Source organism: Thainema salinarum CENA647 (assembly GCF_057732415.1).
Genome location: NZ_JBYJZJ010000022.1, coordinates 2,098,416 through 2,117,957 on the forward strand (window position 1 = coordinate 2,098,416; position 19,542 = coordinate 2,117,957).

Here is a 19,542-nt window from a genome sequence, read left to right on the forward strand (position 1 = left end):
AAAATATTCGTGACCCAACATGACCATTAGCCGATATTACGATCCCACGTTTATTAAAGAAGAAGTCCAGTCTGGGAATCATCGCGAGGTTATCGGTGGTAAATGGGATGAAATTGGTAACCTCCAGTTTGAATTTTTGAAGGCGCAGGGACTTAAGCCTGAAAGCAAATTCTTGGATGTGGGCTGTGGTAGTCTGCGTGGCGGAATCCACTTTGTGCAGTACTTAAATTCCGGTAACTATTATGGGATTGATATCAATGAATCTCTACTAGAAGCAGGCTACAATGTGGAACTTGCCAAAGCGGGTATTCAAGATCGGCAGCCACGGGAGAATTTGGCCTGTGTGAGTAATTTTGACTGTAGTCAGTTTAACTGCCAGTTTGATTATGCGATCGCACAATCGGTCTTTACCCATCTCCTGTTTAACCATATCCGTCAGTGCCTCGAAAAAATCGTAGACGTCATGGCACCGGGTGGGGTGTTCTTTGCTACCTTTTTCGAGCTGCCGTCTGATCGACCTCACAGCCAAAGTTTTACCCATCGTCCATCCGGAATTATTACCCACGCCACCGAAGATCCATACCATTACAAGGTCAGCGACTTTGATTACGCCTGTGAGGGATTACCTTGGCGCGTAAAATACATTGGGGAATGGAACCATCCCCGCGATCAGCACATGATCAGTTTTGTCAAAGGCAGTTAGTGCAGGAGGTTGGATTGTCTGACATTGCCATTCGCCTGCAAAACGTTAGTAAAACGTTTGAAATCTATAAGCGTCCATCCGATCGGCTAAAGCAAATCGTCTGGGGCAAGCGACGCAAGTTCTACGACGAATTCCAGGCGATCCGTAATATTAGTTTAGAGATTTATCGTGGCGAAACCGTTGGTGTTGTAGGGCGAAACGGAGCGGGGAAATCAACTCTGCTGCAGATTATCTGTGGTACGTTGACCCCTAGCGCAGGACAAGTCATAACAAAGGGCCGGATTGTAGCGCTGACGCTCGGCTCTGGATTTAACCCAGAATTTAGCGGTCATGAAAATATTTTCATGAATGGCACAATTTTGGGCTTAACTCGCAAAGAATTAGAAGCGCAGTATGATTCCATTGTGCGATTTGCGGATATTGGCAACTTCATTCATCGGCCTGTCAAATGCTATTCAAGTGGAATGAAATCTCGGCTAGCATTTGCCGTTGCCATCCATGTTGATCCCGATATTTTAATTATTGATGAATCCTTATCCGTTGGAGATGCAGCCTTTCGACGCAAATGCTATGCTCGTTTAGAAGAATTGCGGCAATCTGAAAAAACGATTTTATTTGTTTCCCACGCAGCAGGACAAATCGTCGGACTCTGCGATCGCGCTATATTGCTCGACTGTGGAGAACAGCTCCTAGCAGGCACGCCCAGAATCGTTATGAATTACTACCAGCGACTGATTGACGCTCCAGCTGATCAAGCTGCTGAAATCCGGCATGAAATCTTAAAGTTAGCTGCTGATATGGGTACAACGACCAATACAGCAGATACAACAAATGCATCTATAGCCCCATCTTCTCTGTCTTCTGATCTCACTTATGTACGAGAATCTCATCAACAATCTGAAGCACCCCTTGTCCCAGCCAATTTAGATCGTCAACCTATCACTCATAAAGAAGTCACTGAACCTATTGATCGGTTTGACCCAAACTTAAAGCCCAAGAGTACAGTTGAACATGCGGGGCGTGCAGCAAAGATTCAAAATGTACAAATTCTAAATCAGCAGGGCAAATCGGCTAATATCTTGGCTTTTGGACAGCAATATATTTGTACCTACAGCGTCCGGCTACTGGAACCAGCGTATGACATTTACTGTGGTATGAGTATTAAAACAACCAACGGCATCCAAGTAAGCGGTATATTAACTCACGAAATCCCCTATGCTGATGCCGACTCAACTTTAGAGGTTAATTTTGATTTTCAGGCCATTCTGAGACCAGGGATTTATTTCTTGAATGCGAAAGTAATGGGTAAAGAAGAGCAGGGCAGCAAGGTGCTTCATCGCATTGTTGATGTCATTATGTTTCGCATCCAACCCATTCCACAGAAACGGTTTCAGGGATATGTTGATATTTCTAATCGCACTCCAGGTACAGTAAATGTTTTTGAAAGTGTTGATTCATTTGCCGCGTCCTAAAAATACATCTAAATCAAGAAGACGCTAGAACGCCACGATCAGTCATCGTGATGTTGTTGAAGTTTTTAGCTATCAATTACTTGAGATATTTTGAGAATTTAGTTCGGTGAACCCGCCAAATCAGATGAAAAAACAGGCGATTTTAGTTGTTGGTATGCATCGTAGCGGAACATCCGCCCTGACACGTGTCATCAATTTAATGGGAGCCGAATTACCTGAAGAACTATATCCTAGCAATTCAGATAACCCAACTGGCTATTGGGAGCCGAATCAGGTTTTTCAAATTCATGAAGAGGCCCTCTCTAGTATTGAGTCTGCATACTACGATTTACTCAGTCTGCCGCAGCAATGGTTCTCTTCATCTGAAGCTATCAAATTTGAAGAAAAAATTTATCAGTTTTTACAGAAGAGTTTTTCTCAGACAAATTTATTTGTTATTAAAGATCCAAGATTGTGCATCTTATTGCCACTGTGGGAAAAGCCACTTCAACGATTTGATGCAGAGATTAAATGTATTCTCCCAATTCGTAATCCTATCGAAGTTGCCTCTTCCCTACAGGCTAGGCATGATTGGTCTTTTAGCCGCAGCTTTTTGCTATGGCTAAAGTATGTTTTAGAAGCAGAACGGTATAGCCGCGCCTATCAGCGTGCATTTGTCAGCTACGAAGAGCTATTAGAAAATTGGCAGTTTGTAGTTCAGTATTTAGCAGACCAGCTTGATATTATTTGGCCGCAGTATAGCTTGCGCAAAGAAGTTGATGTTGAACAATTTTTACGGCCTCAACTTCGTCACCATAAAGTTACGGCTGAAGAATTAAATGCTCGCTCAGATGCTTCTGACTGGGTAAAGCAAGTTTTCCAAGCTTTACACATCATCCGTGCTGATGAAGCGCAGGCCGTCGAAATATTAGATTCTATTTACCATCAGTGGATAACGGCAGAACAAACGTTTGGTCGTATCTTAATTGAAGCCGAAAAATCGGTTCGACAACAAGAGACTGAATTTAGCCAGCTTAATGCTCATGCCGAGTGGCAGTCATCTGAAATTGAGGTTAGAGACAACAAGCTTGATCAGATGTCCTCGGAGTTAGAAGCGAAATATGCTGAGATTACGCAGCTCTCTGAGCAGATTGAGGCGAAGAATGATGAACTTGAAGTTAAGACTAGCGAAATAGAAGATTGGATTGCGCAAATTGAAGTCAAGCAGCAACGTATTCAAGCTTTGGAAGGTAATGTTTATGTCCTAACGCAACAGCTGCAGGAAAAAGAGGCACAAACTCAGTCCCTCCGTCAACGGTTAACCCTGTGGCAGCGGCAGAAGTTGTCTACTCCTCATCAGCGATCGCTAAAGCATACGGTGGTTGGTGATATCGTTCGCATTCCGCGGTGGATTCTGACTAATCAGCTCAAGCAGAAACTGAAATTGCGCCAAGCCGCTAAGCTCATTCGCTCCACTAATCTATTTGATGCAGACTTTTATTTAGCTCAAAATCCAGACGTCAGCGTTTCTGGACTTGATCCGCTAGAGCATTATCTTGAATGGGGATATAAGGAAGGTCGTGAACCGAGCCCTTTCTTTAGTGGCACTCGTTATATTCTGGAAAATCCAGATGTTGCATCGGCTGGGATGAATCCGCTAGAGCATTATTTGCGCTTTGGCAAAGCTGAAGGACGTAAAGGGGGATTAATCTATGAATCGGCTGAACCACCAGCGTCTTCGGCTATTATCACTACGTCTCCGGCTCAATCCAAACAGCCTAAATCTAAACTAGGCTCGGCAGGACGGTTAAAACTGCTGTTTGTCTCCCATGAGGCGAGTTTAACCGGGGCACCTCTGATTATTCTGACAGTGATGCGCTATTTTGCGCGCCACTGTCCAGATGTTGAGCTATACGTTTTTTTGGATAAAGGTGGGCCAGTTGTTGAGGATTTTGCTGCGATCGCAACTGTCTTCAAAAAGTATGAAGAGGCCCCATTTCAAACTGCTAAGGAATACGTTTTAGCAACACTCAAGCATTTCCGATTGCCTAAGCCAAACGCAGCTTTTTGCAACACCGCCAACACGGTACATTATTCGGAAGCATTTGTGGCACAGAGAATTCCAGTGTTTACGCTGGTGCATGAATTTGCCTCTGCTTATGACAAAAGTCACTTTGAGCGCCTGTATCAACTGTCTGAGAAAGTGATTTTTCCATCACAGTTTGTCATGCAGTTGGCTGACCAAAAAGTGCGGCTCCCTAAAAACAAGGCAACTGTCTTGCCACAGGGTTTGCTCAACTCAACTTTTGCGAATAAAGATCGACAGGCTTGCCGTCAACATGTTTGTCATGAGATCGGCATTCCTGATGATGCCTGTATTGCAGTTGGATGTGGGAGCACCAGCTACCGCAAAGGAGTTGACCTATTTGTCTCTGTGGCTAAGCTTGCACTTCAGGCAGAATCGCAACGACAGATTCACTTTGTCTGGATTGGAGGTGGTCACTATGCCCACGATACGCCCCTATTTTGGGCCTTACGGGATGTTGAGCGTTTAGGCTTAAAGGCTAATGTTCACTTTATTGGACTGCGCTCTGATCCAAGTCCTTACTACTTAGCCGGAGACGTGTTTTTGCTAACATCACGGGAAGATCCCTTTCCCTGCGTTGTACATGAAGCAATGACGTGTCGTCTGCCAGTCTTAGCCTTCCAGGATGCGGGTGGTGCGCCGGAAGCGATCGCAGACGGTGGTGGTATCGCTGTCCCGTATTGCGACACGGCTGCGATGGCCGACGCTTTGGTTGGCTTAGCCAATAACCCTGCGAAACAACAAGAAATCGGCGAACAGGGACATGAAATAGTTCACCGCAAGTACGATTTCTATGATTATTTTGAGGCGTTGGCGCATCTGGTAGAGCAGGAAGCCAATATTAGTTTGCTATCCGGTGCTAAATCGGAAACACTTATACCAAAACACCAACAACCTAAAGTCTTTTTCACCAATCGAGACTGGTGGATCAGTGGAGTTAACTCTTTTACAGAGCGGCTAGTGCGAGATTTGTGTCGACGAGGTATTGATGCTCAAATTATTTTCCCAGAGTTTCATAGCCAGAATGATCGCGCCTTTTTACCCGATGTGCCCCATTCATTTTTGGGTTTAGAAGCTGAATCATTGACGGAGCAGTGGACAGAAATTATCAACTTTTTGGAAGCCCATTCACCATGCATTCTGGTTCCTAACTACGATTACCGCACGTCGGCAATTTCGCCTGCCCTGTCTAACAAAATCGGCATCATTGGCATTATTCATAGCGATGATGTTGAGCACTATGATCATGTTTACCGCTTAGGTCGATATTGGAACGCTATCGTTGCTGTATCTCAGCATATTGCTGGCAAAGTGGTTGAGATTAATGCCAACTTCAAAGACATTACGACTGTGATTCCTTATGGAATTAATCGGTTGGGTAATCCAGACAGAAAAGACTTTTATACTGGCCAGCGTCCACTGCGATTAGTGTATTGTGGTCGGGTGATTCAACACCAAAAGCGGGTGCTTGACCTGTTAGAGATTGTGGAACGCCTGCATCAGCGACAGATTCCGTTTTGCTTAACGGTGATCGGTGAAGGCCCAGAATTGAGAACCTTCCAATCCCGCTTAAAGCCGCTCATTCGATCCGGGCAGGTTCGCTTAGTGGGTCGGTTATCTCCTGATCAAACAGCAGCAGAACTCTTTAAGCAGGACGTATTTTTGCTTACCTCAGACTTTGAGGGGCTACCAATCTCGCTGATGGAAGCGATGGCTCAGCTTTGTGTTCCTGTTGTTTCCAATATCGAAAGCGGAGTACCTGAACTAATCCAGTCGGGCCAAAATGGGTTGATTCAGCCAGTTGGCGATATTGATGGTTTTGTAAATGCGATCGCATCTTTACAAAGTCAACCCAGTCAAATTAAGGACATGGCTATCTCAGCCTTTCAAACCATCTCAGAAGGTGGCTTCCGAGATACCGATATGGGTGCTCAGTATGCCGAAGTGATTGAGCACATTTGGGAACAGTTGTGGAATAATGACTATCGTAGGCCTGAGCCGATTTTATATAAATCTCCGGTTGAAAATGTTTCAATTCCGCCTTCTTTAATTGCGAGCTTAAATGAGAATCGGTAAGTGGTTTGAGTTTATTTAGGACTATTTGCTCTAGTAATTAATGAATGTATATCTAGGTTGATATACGTGGCCTAATCTTCACTCACATTTTTGATCAGCAACCCATTCTAAAACATGCTCAAGAACCCATTTCGTCGCCCATCGGCTCAAACTACTTCGACATCTGCCGATACTAAAAAGCAGATTTTATTTATCTTTGGCTGTCAGCGTTCTGGGACTACGATCACGAGTGACATCTTAGGCAAGTTGAACTACGTCAAATCCTATGCTGAAGTCAATACAGAAATCACAGATCAAGATACTGAAGAAGGTGATTTACATACTATCCGTCTAAACCCGCTAGACGATGTCAAGCAAAAAATTTATGCCAATTCGGAATCGTTAGTTGTCGTCAAGCCGCTGGTTGAATCTCAGTATGCACCAAAGATACTCGACTATTTCCCAGACAGTCACGCAATGTGGATGTATCGAGATTATCGAGACGTGATTAACTCTTTGATCAATCGATTTGGTGCACGCAATAAAGTCCTATTTCGTATGTTGGAAGATGGTGGGAACTGGCGAGCTGAAAATTTGCCGCTTGAACTCAAAGAAACTTTAGCAAAATATGCTCATGAAAAGATTGCACCCGCAGATGCATGGAGTCTATTTTGGTACGCTAGAAATTACTTGTTCTTTTCCCAATCGTTAGAACAGGATCGGCGGGTTGTTTTGGTGAAGTACAACAAGCTGGTGCAGCAGAGAGATTATCTGGAACAATGTTTGAATCGAGTCGATATTCACGCACCTGGCCTTGAATACGTCTGGAACTACCATGAAAAGTCGGTCGGTCAGGGTAGGGAAATTGAAGTTTCTGATTCTATTCGAACGTTGCTGGACGAGATGTTACAGAAGTTGAATACAGTAGAATCCCAACAGTGGGACTAGTTGTTTAATCAATGTCCAAAAAACTCGTGGGTAAAAAAACTCACTGGTTTGAACATCATAAGTCAGAGCAGTTTTTTACCAACAAAACCCCGGATTTTTGTCGAATTTCCGGCTTGATAAACCGTCAAATTCGAAGAGCTAACTGTAATTCTGGTTCAGGTTTGGTATCAGGTGGTAATGGATCAGGATGAGGCTGAACGGCAGAACAGTAGCGGGCATAGGTGCAGCGATCGCAATGTTTTCCCGTATTGGCTTGCCAAGTTTGCTCATGCCGCAACTGTAGGGCTAGCTGTCCGATAACGGCATGTACTCGTTCTTGATGTTCGGGCGTTACGTCAACGCTGTATTTTTCTCCATGCCGCAGATAAATCACGCTAACCCGCTTGAGCTGCTGTTGGTAACGTTGCTGTAAGGCAATTGAATATAAGCCGAGCTGTAGATCAAACTCTTCCGATTCGGGTAGCTTGAAATCCTTGGTTGATTTGTAGTCAATTAGCTCTAATCCTTCGTTAAAGCTATCCAGTCGATCGTAGCGACCCGTTAGCGTAAATTCTAAATCTTCAGTCAAGAGTGCGCCTTGAATGCGCCCTTCAACCGCAATGGGGCGACGCATTGGGGGCTGAGACAGCACAAATTTCTCGTAATAGATTTGCAAAATTTGGCGACCTTCTTCGATATATTTAGGCGATAAATCTTGCTGATTTTGCTCCCAACAGGTATACAACCAGCCCAAGCCAGGTATCGGAGCTAAATAGTGCCACTGGCCATAAAATTGTGCCAAAGCAGCATGTAAAGCCGTACCGAGGGGAGAGGCCCCAAAAAAGGATGGGCCTTGCACTCGACGTTGGTAGCGAAAATAATAGGCTCGATGACAGCGGTGATAGGTTTGCAGTTTGGCCGCTGAAAGATAATAAGTCATAGAGCAGAACCGAAGACGGTTGAGTTGCTAAACACTCGATAGCTAAAACAAGTTGCTAAAACTGTAACGCACTCCACTTTTACGCGATCGCACCTCACACTAGAACTTAATGCTGCTCAGCAGCAGATCGAGTCTGCTGGACGGATGAATTCGCTACATCCAGTTTTCGCCCGTTTGCAGCCCCCAAACATCTACAAAATCCTTGTGAGGAGGAATTCCATGAATCGGCGCTCCGTAACTCGTCCACTCCATTCAACTCATCCAACACCACACACAACGCGGTATTCTACTGCCCGAAAACTCATGTGGTGTGCTGTATCGCTGGCAGCAGGTTTGCTAGCTTTAGCATTTATGCCAGTTGCGATCGCACAAGAAGCCGTCGTTCGCACCATTACCGTAACAGGCCAGGGAGAAGAAACCATTCCCACTACGTTAACCCAGGTGAATCTAGGTGTAGAAGTACAGGCTGACACAGCGGATGCCGCTCAACGTCAAGCCGCTCAACGCGCAGAAGCCGTCGTCAGCCTCTTGAGATCGCGCAACGTGCAGAATCTACAGACTACTGAGATTCGCCTCAATCCGGTCTACAACTACGACGGTTCTACGCCCCGCATTACAGGTTACACGGCAACCAATATCGTCAGTTTCCGACTCGATACCAATGATGTGGGTACGCTGCTTGATGATGCGATCGCAGCTGGAGCCACTCGAATTGACAATATAAGCTTTGTGGCTACCGATGCGGCAATTGAGGCTGCCAGACAGCAAGCACTTGCAGAAGCCGCCCAGGACGCCCAGGAGCAAGCAGAAGCCGTTTTGAGCAGCTTAGGCTTCACTGCTCAAGAAATTATCAGTATCCAGGTCAACGGGGCTAATCCACCCATGCCAGTGCCCCTAGCTCGATTTGATGCTCAAGTTGCAGAAGCCGCCTCAACTCCCGTTGTCGGTGGCGAGCAAGATGTTCAAGCTGCAATCACGTTGCAAATTCGCTATTAGAACAAGCTCGATTGGATAGAACAGGGCGCTGCGCGGCACTGCCGCGCAGCGCTGCACGCTTTCATTTCTAGTTCAACATCTAAAATTCATCGTCACCATAGTTGTCCATACTGCTCGCGTCATTATCTCGCTTTGATCCCAGCAACTCCAGCCGATCAACTCGAATGACTGGTTTAGTCCGCTCAACTCCCGTCGCCCGATCTTGCCAGCGATCTAGCTTAAGAGCACCGCTCACGCCAATGAGACTGCCTTTGCGAACATAATTTGCCGCGATCTCAGCCGTTTTACCCCAAATTTCTAGATTGAACCAGTCGGGTTGATCGTTATTACGACTGCGGTGATCCACAGCCAAGGTGACATTACAGACAACGCTACCAGACTCAAAATATTTCACGTCTGGATCACGACCAGCCCGCCCGACTAAATTCACTGTATTAACTGTCATATTTCTAACGTCCTGTTGATTTGTTGCGTATCGCGATAGTCCCGTAAAAAGATAATCGCGTAAACTACTCAAAAAGCACTTAGAGATTGTCTAAACCAACTTTGTTGAAGTCACGTGCTCAATTAAGCATTTCATAAGCATTTCATCATTCCATTGTAAAAATATTTGTAAAAATATTTGAGCAACGTGGTGTAGATTGAGGGAACAGTCTATATCTTGCAGCAGTCAATCTATTTCACGTATATCTCGTATAGATGTCTGATTATCTACGGTGTCTGTGCGTGTTGAGTTGAATCGATGTGAGTCAAATCCTCTGTTATTCGGCCAAAGCACCCTCAAAGGACACTTAAGTCGCTCAAGGCGCTGTTGATAACTAGTTCTCTTGCTAGCGATATTGTGTGGCTGCAGTGTCTAATCTAAAACTTTACTTTAGCTCAGTAACCTGTCTTCAGCCTTGTTCCTGCACATAGCCTGGTAGCAAAGCATTTCAAGCATTCAGTTTGAAGGATTTCCATGCCCAACTTAGGCAAATGGTTTGGCAGACGGACTAGACGCTGAAACACAAAACGTAATAGAATCCACCACGACTGCAAATTCTGTTAATCATGGCATGGCAGTCGCTATTTCAATTCCCTTTGTTAACGCATCTTAGTCAGGAGGCGTAAGAAGCTAGTGGGTCTCTTCAGTCGCTTTTCATTCTCAAGAGATATGGGTATCGATCTCGGTACCGCAAATACCTTGGTTTACGTCTCTGGCAAGGGGATCGTCTTGCAAGAACCATCCGTGGTAGCGATGGATCAAACCGATCGCACTCCCCTTGCCGTTGGAGAAGATGCAAAAAAAATGCTGGGTCGAACCCCCGGCAACATCATTGCATTACGCCCACTCCGCGACGGTGTCATTGCCGATTTTGACACCGCAGAGATGATGCTTAAGCATTTTATTCATCGGGTGCACGAAGGGCGGGCTTTGGTTCAGCCCCGTATCGTCATCGGTATTCCAAGTGGTGTGACCGGAGTTGAGCGCCGAGCCGTTATGGAAGCTGCTGCTCAAGCAGGTGCTCGCGATGTTTATTTAATCGATGAGCCTGTGGCTGCAGCGATTGGGGCAGGTTTGCCTGTAGCCGATCCGACGGGCAACATGATTATTGACATTGGCGGTGGAACCACTGAAGTTGCTGTTCTCAGTTTGCAGGGCATTGTCCTCAGTGAGTCGGTCCGGGTAGCTGGTGACGAGCTAAGCGAATCCATCACCCAATATATGAAAAAAGTACATAATCTCGTTATTGGTGAGCGGACAGCCGAAGAAATCAAAATCAAGATTGGCTCGGCGTATCCCACTCACGAAGATGACGAGGCGATTATGGATGTCCGAGGCTTGCATTTACTATCCGGACTGCCTCGTACTGTAACCGTAAAGAGTGCTGAGATTCGCGAAAGCATGTCTGAGCCTCTTTCAGTCATTGTAGAGGCTGTAAAGCGCACGCTGGAGCGGACTCCGCCCGAATTGGCGGCTGACATTATCGATCGCGGTATTATGCTGGCTGGCGGTGGGGCGCTATTGAAAGGTTTAGACACTCTAATTAGTCATGAAACCGGCATTGTGGTTCATGTAGCTGCCGATCCATTGAGTTGTGTCGTATTGGGTACGGGACGAGTGCTAGAAAACTTCAATGGCAATAAGCAACTGGAGCGGGTCTTCAGCGGTCGTTCACGCGGTATCTAATTTGCTTCTTCCTGGTTTTAGGGAAAGTCGTAAACCGATACAGCTCTTTCAAGTAATCTCGAAAATCTCGGCGAGTGGTTAGATAGTTCCCCCCTATCTAACTTTTAGCGGAAACAGAGCAAACGCTCATATGGTTATGTAGATATCAGGCAGCGCATTGATTGCATGTACACATTACAACGCTGGTGGGACCGAAACGGTATCAAGCTTGGTTTGGCGTGTCTAGCTATTGGAACAGCTTGGCTCATCCGTCAAACTCAGGGGGCCGCTATCTATGAAATGTATCAGACGATAACTCGCCCCTTTCAAACGCTGCCGAATTCAGAAGAGACGCTCGAAAATGCTCAGATATTGGAGTTACAGCAGCGTTTAATTGAATTGGAAAGCCAAAACCAAGAGCTGCGAGAGCTGATTAATGAGGCAAAAGCACAGACCGGTGAAGATGTTGTTGCCCCCGTAATTGGTCGCAGCGCTGATCATTGGTGGCATCAATTAGCTTTAGGACGTGGCTCTCAAGATGGCATTGAGGTGGGAGATGTGGTGATTGCGCCTGGCGGTCTGGTTGGGCGCATTGTTGATGTGACTTCTAATACGAGTCGTGTCTTGTTGATTAGCGATCCCAGTAGCCGGGTGGGTATTACCGTGAGCCGCAGTCGTAGCATGGGCTATATGCGGGGACAATCCGCAGACCGAGCTGTGGTTGAATTTTTTGAGAAGGTGCCGGATGTACGTCGGGGAGATGTAGTTTCGACATCTTCTCTGAGTCAGCTTTATCCTTCTAGTGTGCCAATTGGCCGGATTGAATCAGTTAATCTGAATAAAAGCCCAGCACCAGAGGCGGTGATTACACTGACGGCTCCAATTAGTTCGCTGGAATGGGTAATTGTTCAAGCGAATCCCAAGGTGAATGAACAGACGCTTGCGCCTTTATCGGTAGAGACAGAATCTTCCGGCAATTCAGATTGATAGGAGTCGGAGGTATCTGTTAATGCGTTGGAAGAATCCCTCGACTTGGAATCCTGCAACTCGCCAGCTTATGTACGGCGTAATCACAGTGTTGTCTGTGCTGTTGTGCCTGCTAGTTTTACCGCTTCGGCTACCGGGAGTGGAGCTGTTGGGGGTTGCACCGAACTGGTTACTGATTTGGGTGGTGGCTTGGAGCTTGAGACGGTCACTCTGGCAAGGTGCGATCGCAGGTGTTGCCTTGGGTTTAATTCAAGATGGCATGACCGCCCCAGTTCCAACTCACGCTCTGAGTCTAGCTGTTGTTGGCATCCTGACTTCTCGAATTCAGAAACAACGCTATATCCAAGAAGACTTTATTTCAGTCGCTCTCATTGTCTTTGGTATGGCGGTTGTGGCTGAAACAGTTGTGGCTATGCAGTACAGCTTTCAAACGTTTGGACTAGAGTTTCAATCTGCTCCAACGGATGCTATTGAGCTTGACTTAGAAGGTCAGACCTCAGGTCGCACTTTGTCTGAGATTTGGATTTATCATCAGCAGGTTGCTTTGAGTTCAGCCATTCTCAGCAGCCTATGGGCACCAGCACTGTACTATCCGCTCCGGCGCTGGTGGGAGCGCTTAGCTCCGCTTGAAACGAATTAATCAAATAAAAAACAAAAACTCAAATTATCAAACCAGAAAAAGCCACGCGATCGCGTGGCTTTTTCTGGTTTGGCTTATTCTTTTACGCGTCTATAATGGCAACGATTATAAGATCCATTACGCGTTCTTAGGCTTTTGTTTTGTAATCAGCATGCGCTCAAAACTCAAACCCGCTACAGCGAGCGTCACCAGAACAATACCCATTATTTGGACACTGGCCAAAGACGCCTCTGGTGTTGGAGAAATGAAATAGGCCAGGAGAGCTGTAACAATGGGGCCGCTAGAGGCAATAATTGAAGCTCGTGCTGCGCCCATCAAGCGAACTCCAAAGTTGTTCAGCAGATAGCCGACCAGCGTTAGTAAGCCGAGAATGACAATTGCAACAATTAGTCCTCGGATATTGGCAGATTCAATATCACCTGGACGAAAGATAGTGAACAAGCTAGCAAAAACGAAGATGGCTGAAAACTGGATTAAGCTGACAGGGACAGGATGAAGCTTGCGGAAGCTAATTTGCATAAAGAGCAAATAGAAGGCAAAAGCAATTCCAGAACACACTGCCGTTATAATTCCGACGGGGGAGGCCTGATCGGAAAGAGTTAGTTTGGGCAGAGATGCTAAAACGATACCCGCCACGATTGCAAACATCACGACAACTCGCAGCCAGGTTGGTCGATCGCCAAACAAAAGCCAAGCCATCGGCACAGTAACTAAGGGGTACATGAATAAAATCGTTACGGCGACCCCTGGGCCAATCATGGGGATGGCCATATAGATCAAAATCTGGGAGAGAAACAGAAAAATGGCACTGCCAATTACGGGTGCCAGTACTTTGAACTGACGATCCTTAACGGCAGAACGAATGTCTTGCCAAACTGGCGGATAGAGGTATGTAGCAACGAGGGATAAAGCTGGCACAACAATCAGCATCCGCAGTGACAAAACCAAGACGGCATTCTGGAAGTTGAGCTGAATCAAATCATCAAAGGGAAATTGACCAAAGATATTGCCACCAAAGCCAATGAGCCCTACAACGACGTTGTGCAGCGACAGTGCAACGGTTGAGATCAGAATCAAGATCATGCCTCGCTGCAAAACAGATGGCGATGCCTGTGGCGGTGGTGCAGCTGGCTTTCTAATCTGCGATCGCATCAGAGGCTGATTGGCAATCGGTGACTGACCAGAAATCGGCGGGGTGGATTGAGCCTGTGGAGGATTTGCTGCTGGAGTCGCAAATTGTGGGTCGAGTGGTTGTGAAGCCGCGCCCAAGTTAGTAGTTGTATGACTATCTGCGATCGCATGTCCGTTTTCGAACGCTACGTTTTGAGCTGTGTGAGCGCGATCAATTTCAGTCTGTAGCTGCTGATTTAGGCGATTCACCAAGGCTTCCAGAATTGTCTCGCCTTGCTTCTCTAGACTGTGCATGCGGCTGAGCTGCTGAGACAGCGAGCTTTCGTAGGTCTCTAGATCCTGCTCTAGCGATCGCAATGTGGAATTTAGAGTGGTATCGAGAGAACTGAGGAGTTGGGTCGCTCGCCCGTTGTACTGTTCGAGCGAAGCCGCTGCTGGTAAAGATACAGCCGATGCGCCCTCTAAATTTGGGCCATTTGCCGCATATTGGCTCTGTAGGACTGCACCTTGCTGATTAAATAGCTTTTGAATGTGGGCAGCCAGTGCTTGAGCTAGATGCTTTGCCAGTAGCTGCTGCTGTGCCACTTGCTGACGAGACAGAGCGGCTTGATGCTGGGTTTGCAGCAGTTCGTACTGGTTTTTCAGGTGATCAATCTCTGTCATCAGGCGAGACTTTTCAGTTTGCAGTCGGCCAATGTCCTGCGTCAACTGAACGACCAGATCCTGCTGGAGCGCTCTTAAATCCTTGGTGATGTTTTGCAAAACCTCGTCCGCAGATTGAGCACGATTGGTTCCAAAATTCTCAGATTGGTTGTCTGGCAATGCCATGACCGCAAACCCCTACTGTACTGATTACTAAGATGCCCGAAGTTAAACAAAAACAAACGTCAGCGACTAATTTTATGCTCGCCCCGGTGATGTCACACTGAATTTCTCAATTTGTTAATTTGTTGAAACACGAACGCTGTCGGTTTTTAGAGGATTTCTCGATTCAGATGATAGGCGATTTCAGCCGAGCGGATTGTGATCTTTGTCCGATGTTGGGATTTTTAACGTTAAGCTGCGATCGCAGTCTTGGGTTGAGGCAGATTCGTGGAGAAGTCGTGATGCTTAGGGCGTGAGGTGCTGGTGATGCAGGACATGCCTAAAAGCCTGACTGGTTAGGTAGTCTCAGCTGAGATGGTTGGTAAAGCGAGAAGGCTGCATGGGGAGCTTAAGTTGCCCAACTCAAAGCCAGGTTCATGAAGCCGCATCTATATGGTTTGGTTTTGGCTCGAATATGACAGTGCCAGGGCAGTTCTGCTGACTAATCGGCAGTTATTGTTAAGTGGCTCAGCAGGTGTTGCTGCTCGACCGTAACGTCGCGTTGACAGCAGCCCAGGAATTTGAACATCGAGTCCTACTGCGTTGGCTGAACTTACTGACGAACTTCAGTAGGTAGGGGATTGGCTAATGTGGATCAAGACCGATGTTTCCAAACGGCAGATCGTGCCTCAACTGCAATTACGTATACAAATATGAGCAATATTGATATCAATAAAGGAAGACTTATTTCTTGATATATAAATATCCAAAAATGGCTTAGCCTCTGAATACTTATGGCGCAGCAAACTGGAGGCTTGGATAGCCTGAGAATTAAGTTTATACAACTAACCACAAGCAACTTGTAATACGAATGATAGTGACTTATGCAACGCTGTTTTGACCAATATCATTGTTTCAAAACGGCGTTGCAGCAAAATACATTTGTTCTTCATTGAAATTGGCTAGGTGAGCTTTAGCCTATTCCCGTCTTTACCCAAGAACTCGTTACAAAGCGTAATCTTTGACGATTTGTCTTTTTACAAAATCAACTGCCAATTTTAGGATGATTCAGATTTACCTACCGTGATGGAGAACAGTCAAGTGAAACGTTTTTTGAGTATTTTTATTCTATTAGGCATCGTGTTTAACCTATGCTTGTCGCTGCCTGCGATCGCAGCTGACCTGGGCGATGGGGCCAAGATCTTCTCAGCAAACTGTGCGGCTTGTCATGTAGGAGGTGGAAATATGGTTAATCCTGCGAAGACTCTGAAGAAAGCCGACTTGGAGAAATACGAAATGGCTTCGCTCGAAGCGATTATGAGTCAAGTTAAAAATGGTAAAGCTGCGATGCCCGCTTTTGGCGGCCGTTTAACAGATGAGCAGATTGAAAATGTTGCTAGCTATGTGCTTGATCAGTCTGAGAAAGGATGGTGATTTGTAGCTAACCCAGTGCTAAAGCAATCAAATCGAATTTGCTAGTAAGAACCCCCAGCATTTCTTCCCATGAAAGATTCGAGATTGAACCTTTTATGGGAAGAAGCCGTATTTGAGGAGTATGTATGATTAATTGGTTGAAAGTAGTACTTTCTTCAGTCTTAACCGTAGTCATATTTTTCTTAAGTCTTGTTTACCCTAATGTGGCAATCGCAGATTCGTTGAGTTCATTTCAACTAGGCATCAATGCGTATGAAGCTGGACAGTACGAACGAGCCGTTGACGCATTTACTCAAGCAATTAGAGTTGAGCAGGCAAACGCTTCAGCTTATGCTGATCGCTGCTTATCGTATATTCGTTTATATGCTTATGCCGAGGCAATTAACGATTGTACTCAGGCTATTCAGCTTGATTCCCAAAATGCAGAATCTTACTTAAATCGGGGATTAGCGTACTATTACACTAATAAATTAGAGGCTGCGATATTAGATTTTAATCGAGTTTTAGACATTCAAGCGGATGATTATCGGGCTTATTACAATCGAGGTTTAGCACAATCAGCTCTCGGCCATTACCAAAGCGCGATCGCAGATTATAACTTGTCAATTCAACATAGCCCAGCCTTACCTGATGCTCGGATGGCTGCGGTTTACAGCGAACGGGGGGCTGCCCGTTTAGCCCTTCACCAAATTGACGATGCTCTACCCGACTTGAACCAAGCGATTGAGCTGAACGAGTCTGATGCAGAGGCTTACTTCAACCTGGGTTGGCTGAAGTACCAGCGGGGAAATCTTCAGGCTGCGATCTCGAACTTCCACCAAGCAGCACATTATTTCCGCACTCAGGGAGCTGAAGCCAGCTATCAGCACACGCGCCATCTGATTGAACAGCTGCAAGCAACTCCGGCTGTGATTGGTTAACTAGCTAACAAATGGACAATTAGAAATGCGGCTAGCTATGGGCTTGATCAGTCTGAGAAGAGATGGTGATTTATCATTGCGCTACTGATTTAAACCAAGTCACTAAACCAGACTCGGCTCGGATTCGGTAAATGCGGTTAATTGTTCTCTAAACCGAACTTTCACGTCTAAAGTTGCTGGCATATATTTAAAGTGTAGAGTTCAATCAAGCGTTTGTGGATTGATCTACCTTGTTGATTGATTTTCAAGGAGGATAGGCTATGTCACTCGTACGCTGGAAACCCTTTCACGAAATGCAGGACATTCAACGGGAAATGAACCGCCTGTTCAATGATGTGCTGTCTTCACCGGCTCGACCTGATGGTTTTGGACTGTCATTCTCGCCAGCAGCTGAGTTAGAAGAAACTGATGATAACTATCAACTGAAGCTAGAAATTCCAGGAATGGAACCTAAAGAGCTGAATGTTGAAGTAACTGCTGAATCGGTTTCTATCAGTGGTGAGCGTAAGTCCGAAAAAACGGAAGAAAGCAACGGTTCAACTCGGTCTGAATTCCGCTACGGTCGATTCCAACGGGTTATTCCGCTTCCTGGACGGATCGACAATCAAAATGTTACTGCCGATTACAAGAATGGCGTTCTGCATCTAACATTGCCGAAAGCAGAAGATGAGAAAAACAAAGTTGTGAAAGTTAGCCTTGGCTAGCGGTATGGCAGTGTAGATAAAGGGACATTAGCTTGATTTGAAAGAAGCGGATTTGGAAACCTCATTAGAAACAGGTTTTCAAATCCGCTTTTTGTTTGTATAGTGCGAATACCGAATTCGCTAAGTTGGGCTATGCTTTACTGAGCACATTCGTTCCCGTTATCTTTAACCGTTGGCGTAGCTTCATGTTACAGGTTGAGCACCTTTGGAAATTTGCCGATAAACGTCCGCTACTCCAAGATCTATCGTTTCAGATTGCGGCGGGAGAAATCTACGGCCTTCTGGGACCGAATGGTGCAGGTAAAACAACAACTATTAATTTAATCTGCGATCTGCTGCGTCCAGATCGGGGCCGTATTCAGATTGATCATCGACCGGCTTCCGTTCAGACTAAATCCCTGATTGGTGTCGTTCCTCAAGAGAATCTGCTCTATCGCAACTTGACCTGTGCGGAAAATCTACGCTTTTTTGCTCAGCTTTATGGTGTGCCGCGCAAACTGCGATCGCACTCTATTCAAGATTGTCTCGCAGCGGTGAACTTACAAGAGCGCGCTAATCAAACCGTTGAAACGCTCAGCGGTGGTATGCAGCGGCGGTTAAGCTTAGCGGTTGCCCTAGTACATCATCCCAAACTGGTGATCCTAGATGAGCCAACCACTGGACTGGATATTGAAGCTCGTTATGAAGTGTGGGAGCTGATTCGCAAGTTGCAGCGGCAGGGGATCACGCTATTGCTGACCACGCATCTACTGGAAGAGGCCGAGCGATTGTGCGATCGCATCGGCATTATTCGCCAAGGCCAAATTTTGGCGGAAGGTACACTGAGCGAACTTCAGCGCTATGTTCCGGCCAAGGAAATCGTCACAATTAGCACGGCGGCGGAAGAAGAAGCGATTAATCACGTGAAACCGTATGGATTTGTACCCCGTCGTTACGGATCCGATCTTGCCTTTTGGATTCCGGAACATTTAGAGCTGCGAGACATTTTGGATCGATTTGATGGCATCCCGCTAGATTCTATCTCGCGTCAGCCCGTGCGCTTAGAGCATATTTATGTCGAAATTGTGCAACGAGGCAACGCCTTAGATCGGTTAGTACCTACTACAGAAACGGAAACACCTGCTTCACAACGCTGAAACGGGAGCAGTTCCAGCCGTCTACATGTGAAGCCACTAATCCATGATCATTCAGCTCTAATTCGCTCCAGCCTGGAATCGAAATTCTGGGTTTCCACCAGGTTGGAGCTGTAAAGTGCAGTGTCCACTTTGTGTAGATGGTGTATCCCTCTTGCTTAATATCGTGCAGCTCCATGTGGGTATCAATAAACCACTTTTCGATGAAGCCAATCATCTGGCGATATTTTTCGACGCCTCGAAATTCATTTAGCGGATCTTTGAAATAAACGTCGTCTGCATACAGATCAAAGCTTTGATTCTGCGGAAATCTCTGATAATCATCTTTGAGAATGTCAACAACGTTCATAGCTTCATGATTTTTTGTTTCAGTATTTATGTGCGTTGTGTAAATGATTCGTTGAGTTTATGTCGATCATTTCAAGATTGATGTTCAATCGCTGCCGCCTATTAGCTCATAAGATTAGCTCGTGGGCTTGCTA

General features: G+C 46.0%; 16 protein-coding genes. 12 read left to right on the top strand and 4 right to left on the bottom strand.

Annotated elements, in window-relative coordinates:
• The first annotated feature begins 19 nt into the window (after positions 1-19).
• From AC286M_RS16135 to AC286M_RS16150, 4 genes are all read left to right on the top strand, one after another.
• Entirely contained in the window at positions 20-703 is a 684-nt protein-coding gene (locus AC286M_RS16135) for a class I SAM-dependent methyltransferase (protein WP_488205360.1), read from the top strand.
• Positions 652-2,175 carry an ABC transporter ATP-binding protein gene (locus AC286M_RS16140; RefSeq protein WP_488205361.1) on the top strand — a complete coding sequence of 508 codons (1,524 nt, stop codon included), beginning with the start codon at positions 652-654 and terminating at the stop codon, positions 2,173-2,175. The genes AC286M_RS16135 and AC286M_RS16140 overlap by 52 nt, the downstream gene beginning before the upstream one ends.
• Positions 2,176-2,374: 199 nt before the next feature.
• On the top strand, positions 2,375-6,316 hold the full coding sequence (locus AC286M_RS16145) for a glycosyltransferase (RefSeq protein WP_488205362.1): 3,942 nt from the start codon (positions 2,375-2,377) through the stop codon (positions 6,314-6,316).
• Between the two features lie 246 nt (positions 6,317-6,562).
• A complete protein-coding gene (locus AC286M_RS16150; RefSeq protein ID WP_488205363.1) occupies positions 6,563-7,243 on the top strand; it encodes a hypothetical protein in 681 nt (226 codons plus the stop codon).
• A gap of 124 nt (positions 7,244-7,367) precedes the next feature.
• Here AC286M_RS16150 and AC286M_RS16155 read toward each other — a convergent pair whose 3' ends face one another.
• Entirely contained in the window at positions 7,368-8,162 is a 795-nt protein-coding gene (locus AC286M_RS16155; protein WP_488205364.1) for a RecB family exonuclease, read from the bottom strand.
• A gap of 219 nt (positions 8,163-8,381) precedes the next feature.
• Here AC286M_RS16155 and AC286M_RS16160 point away from each other — a divergent pair, with 219 nt between their 5' ends.
• Positions 8,382-9,158 (top strand): SIMPL domain-containing protein, encoded by a 777-nt coding sequence (locus AC286M_RS16160; protein ID WP_488205365.1) that lies wholly within the window; start codon positions 8,382-8,384, stop codon positions 9,156-9,158.
• Positions 9,159-9,237: 79 nt separating this feature from the next.
• Here the strand turns inward: AC286M_RS16160 and AC286M_RS16165 are convergent, their stop codons facing one another.
• Positions 9,238-9,603 (bottom strand): single-stranded DNA-binding protein, encoded by a 366-nt coding sequence (locus AC286M_RS16165; protein WP_488205366.1) that lies wholly within the window; start codon positions 9,601-9,603, stop codon positions 9,238-9,240.
• A 672-nt stretch (positions 9,604-10,275) separates the two neighbouring features.
• Between AC286M_RS16165 and AC286M_RS16170 the strand changes: the two genes are divergently transcribed.
• The 3 genes from AC286M_RS16170 (at position 10,276) to mreD (ending at position 12,934) form a co-directional block, all read left to right on the top strand.
• Positions 10,276-11,328 (top strand): rod shape-determining protein, encoded by a 1,053-nt coding sequence (locus tag AC286M_RS16170; protein WP_488205367.1) that lies wholly within the window; start codon positions 10,276-10,278, stop codon positions 11,326-11,328.
• Between the two features lie 165 nt (positions 11,329-11,493).
• The gene (gene mreC / locus AC286M_RS16175; RefSeq protein ID WP_488205368.1) at positions 11,494-12,294 is read left to right on the top strand and encodes a rod shape-determining protein MreC; all 801 of its coding nucleotides are present in this window, start codon (positions 11,494-11,496) and stop codon (positions 12,292-12,294) included.
• A gap of 22 nt (positions 12,295-12,316) precedes the next feature.
• A complete protein-coding gene (gene mreD, locus AC286M_RS16180) occupies positions 12,317-12,934 on the top strand; it encodes a rod shape-determining protein MreD (protein ID WP_488205369.1) in 618 nt (205 codons plus the stop codon).
• 117 nt (positions 12,935-13,051) lie between these two features.
• Here the strand turns inward: mreD and AC286M_RS16185 are convergent, their stop codons facing one another.
• A complete protein-coding gene (locus AC286M_RS16185; protein ID WP_488205370.1) occupies positions 13,052-14,893 on the bottom strand; it encodes an EamA family transporter in 1,842 nt (613 codons plus the stop codon).
• A 1,077-nt stretch (positions 14,894-15,970) separates the two neighbouring features.
• Between AC286M_RS16185 and petJ the strand changes: the two genes are divergently transcribed.
• The 4 genes from petJ (at position 15,971) to AC286M_RS16205 (ending at position 19,063) form a co-directional block, all read left to right on the top strand.
• Positions 15,971-16,303, top strand: coding sequence for a cytochrome c6 PetJ (petJ, locus tag AC286M_RS16190; protein WP_488205371.1), 333 nt, complete (start codon positions 15,971-15,973; stop codon positions 16,301-16,303).
• A gap of 221 nt (positions 16,304-16,524) precedes the next feature.
• Positions 16,525-17,223 (top strand): tetratricopeptide repeat protein, encoded by a 699-nt coding sequence (locus tag AC286M_RS16195; protein WP_488205372.1) that lies wholly within the window; start codon positions 16,525-16,527, stop codon positions 17,221-17,223.
• Between the two features lie 260 nt (positions 17,224-17,483).
• Positions 17,484-17,927, top strand: a complete 444-nt coding sequence (locus AC286M_RS16200; RefSeq protein WP_488205373.1) for an Hsp20/alpha crystallin family protein — start codon at positions 17,484-17,486, stop codon at positions 17,925-17,927.
• A gap of 185 nt (positions 17,928-18,112) precedes the next feature.
• The gene (locus tag AC286M_RS16205) at positions 18,113-19,063 is read left to right on the top strand and encodes an ABC transporter ATP-binding protein (protein ID WP_488205374.1); all 951 of its coding nucleotides are present in this window, start codon (positions 18,113-18,115) and stop codon (positions 19,061-19,063) included.
• Here AC286M_RS16205 and AC286M_RS16210 read toward each other — a convergent pair.
• Positions 19,029-19,409 carry a DUF2358 domain-containing protein gene (locus AC286M_RS16210; RefSeq protein ID WP_488205375.1) on the bottom strand — a complete coding sequence of 127 codons (381 nt, stop codon included), beginning with the start codon at positions 19,407-19,409 and terminating at the stop codon, positions 19,029-19,031. The genes AC286M_RS16205 and AC286M_RS16210 overlap by 35 nt on opposite strands.
• Positions 19,410-19,542 lie beyond the last annotated feature (133 nt).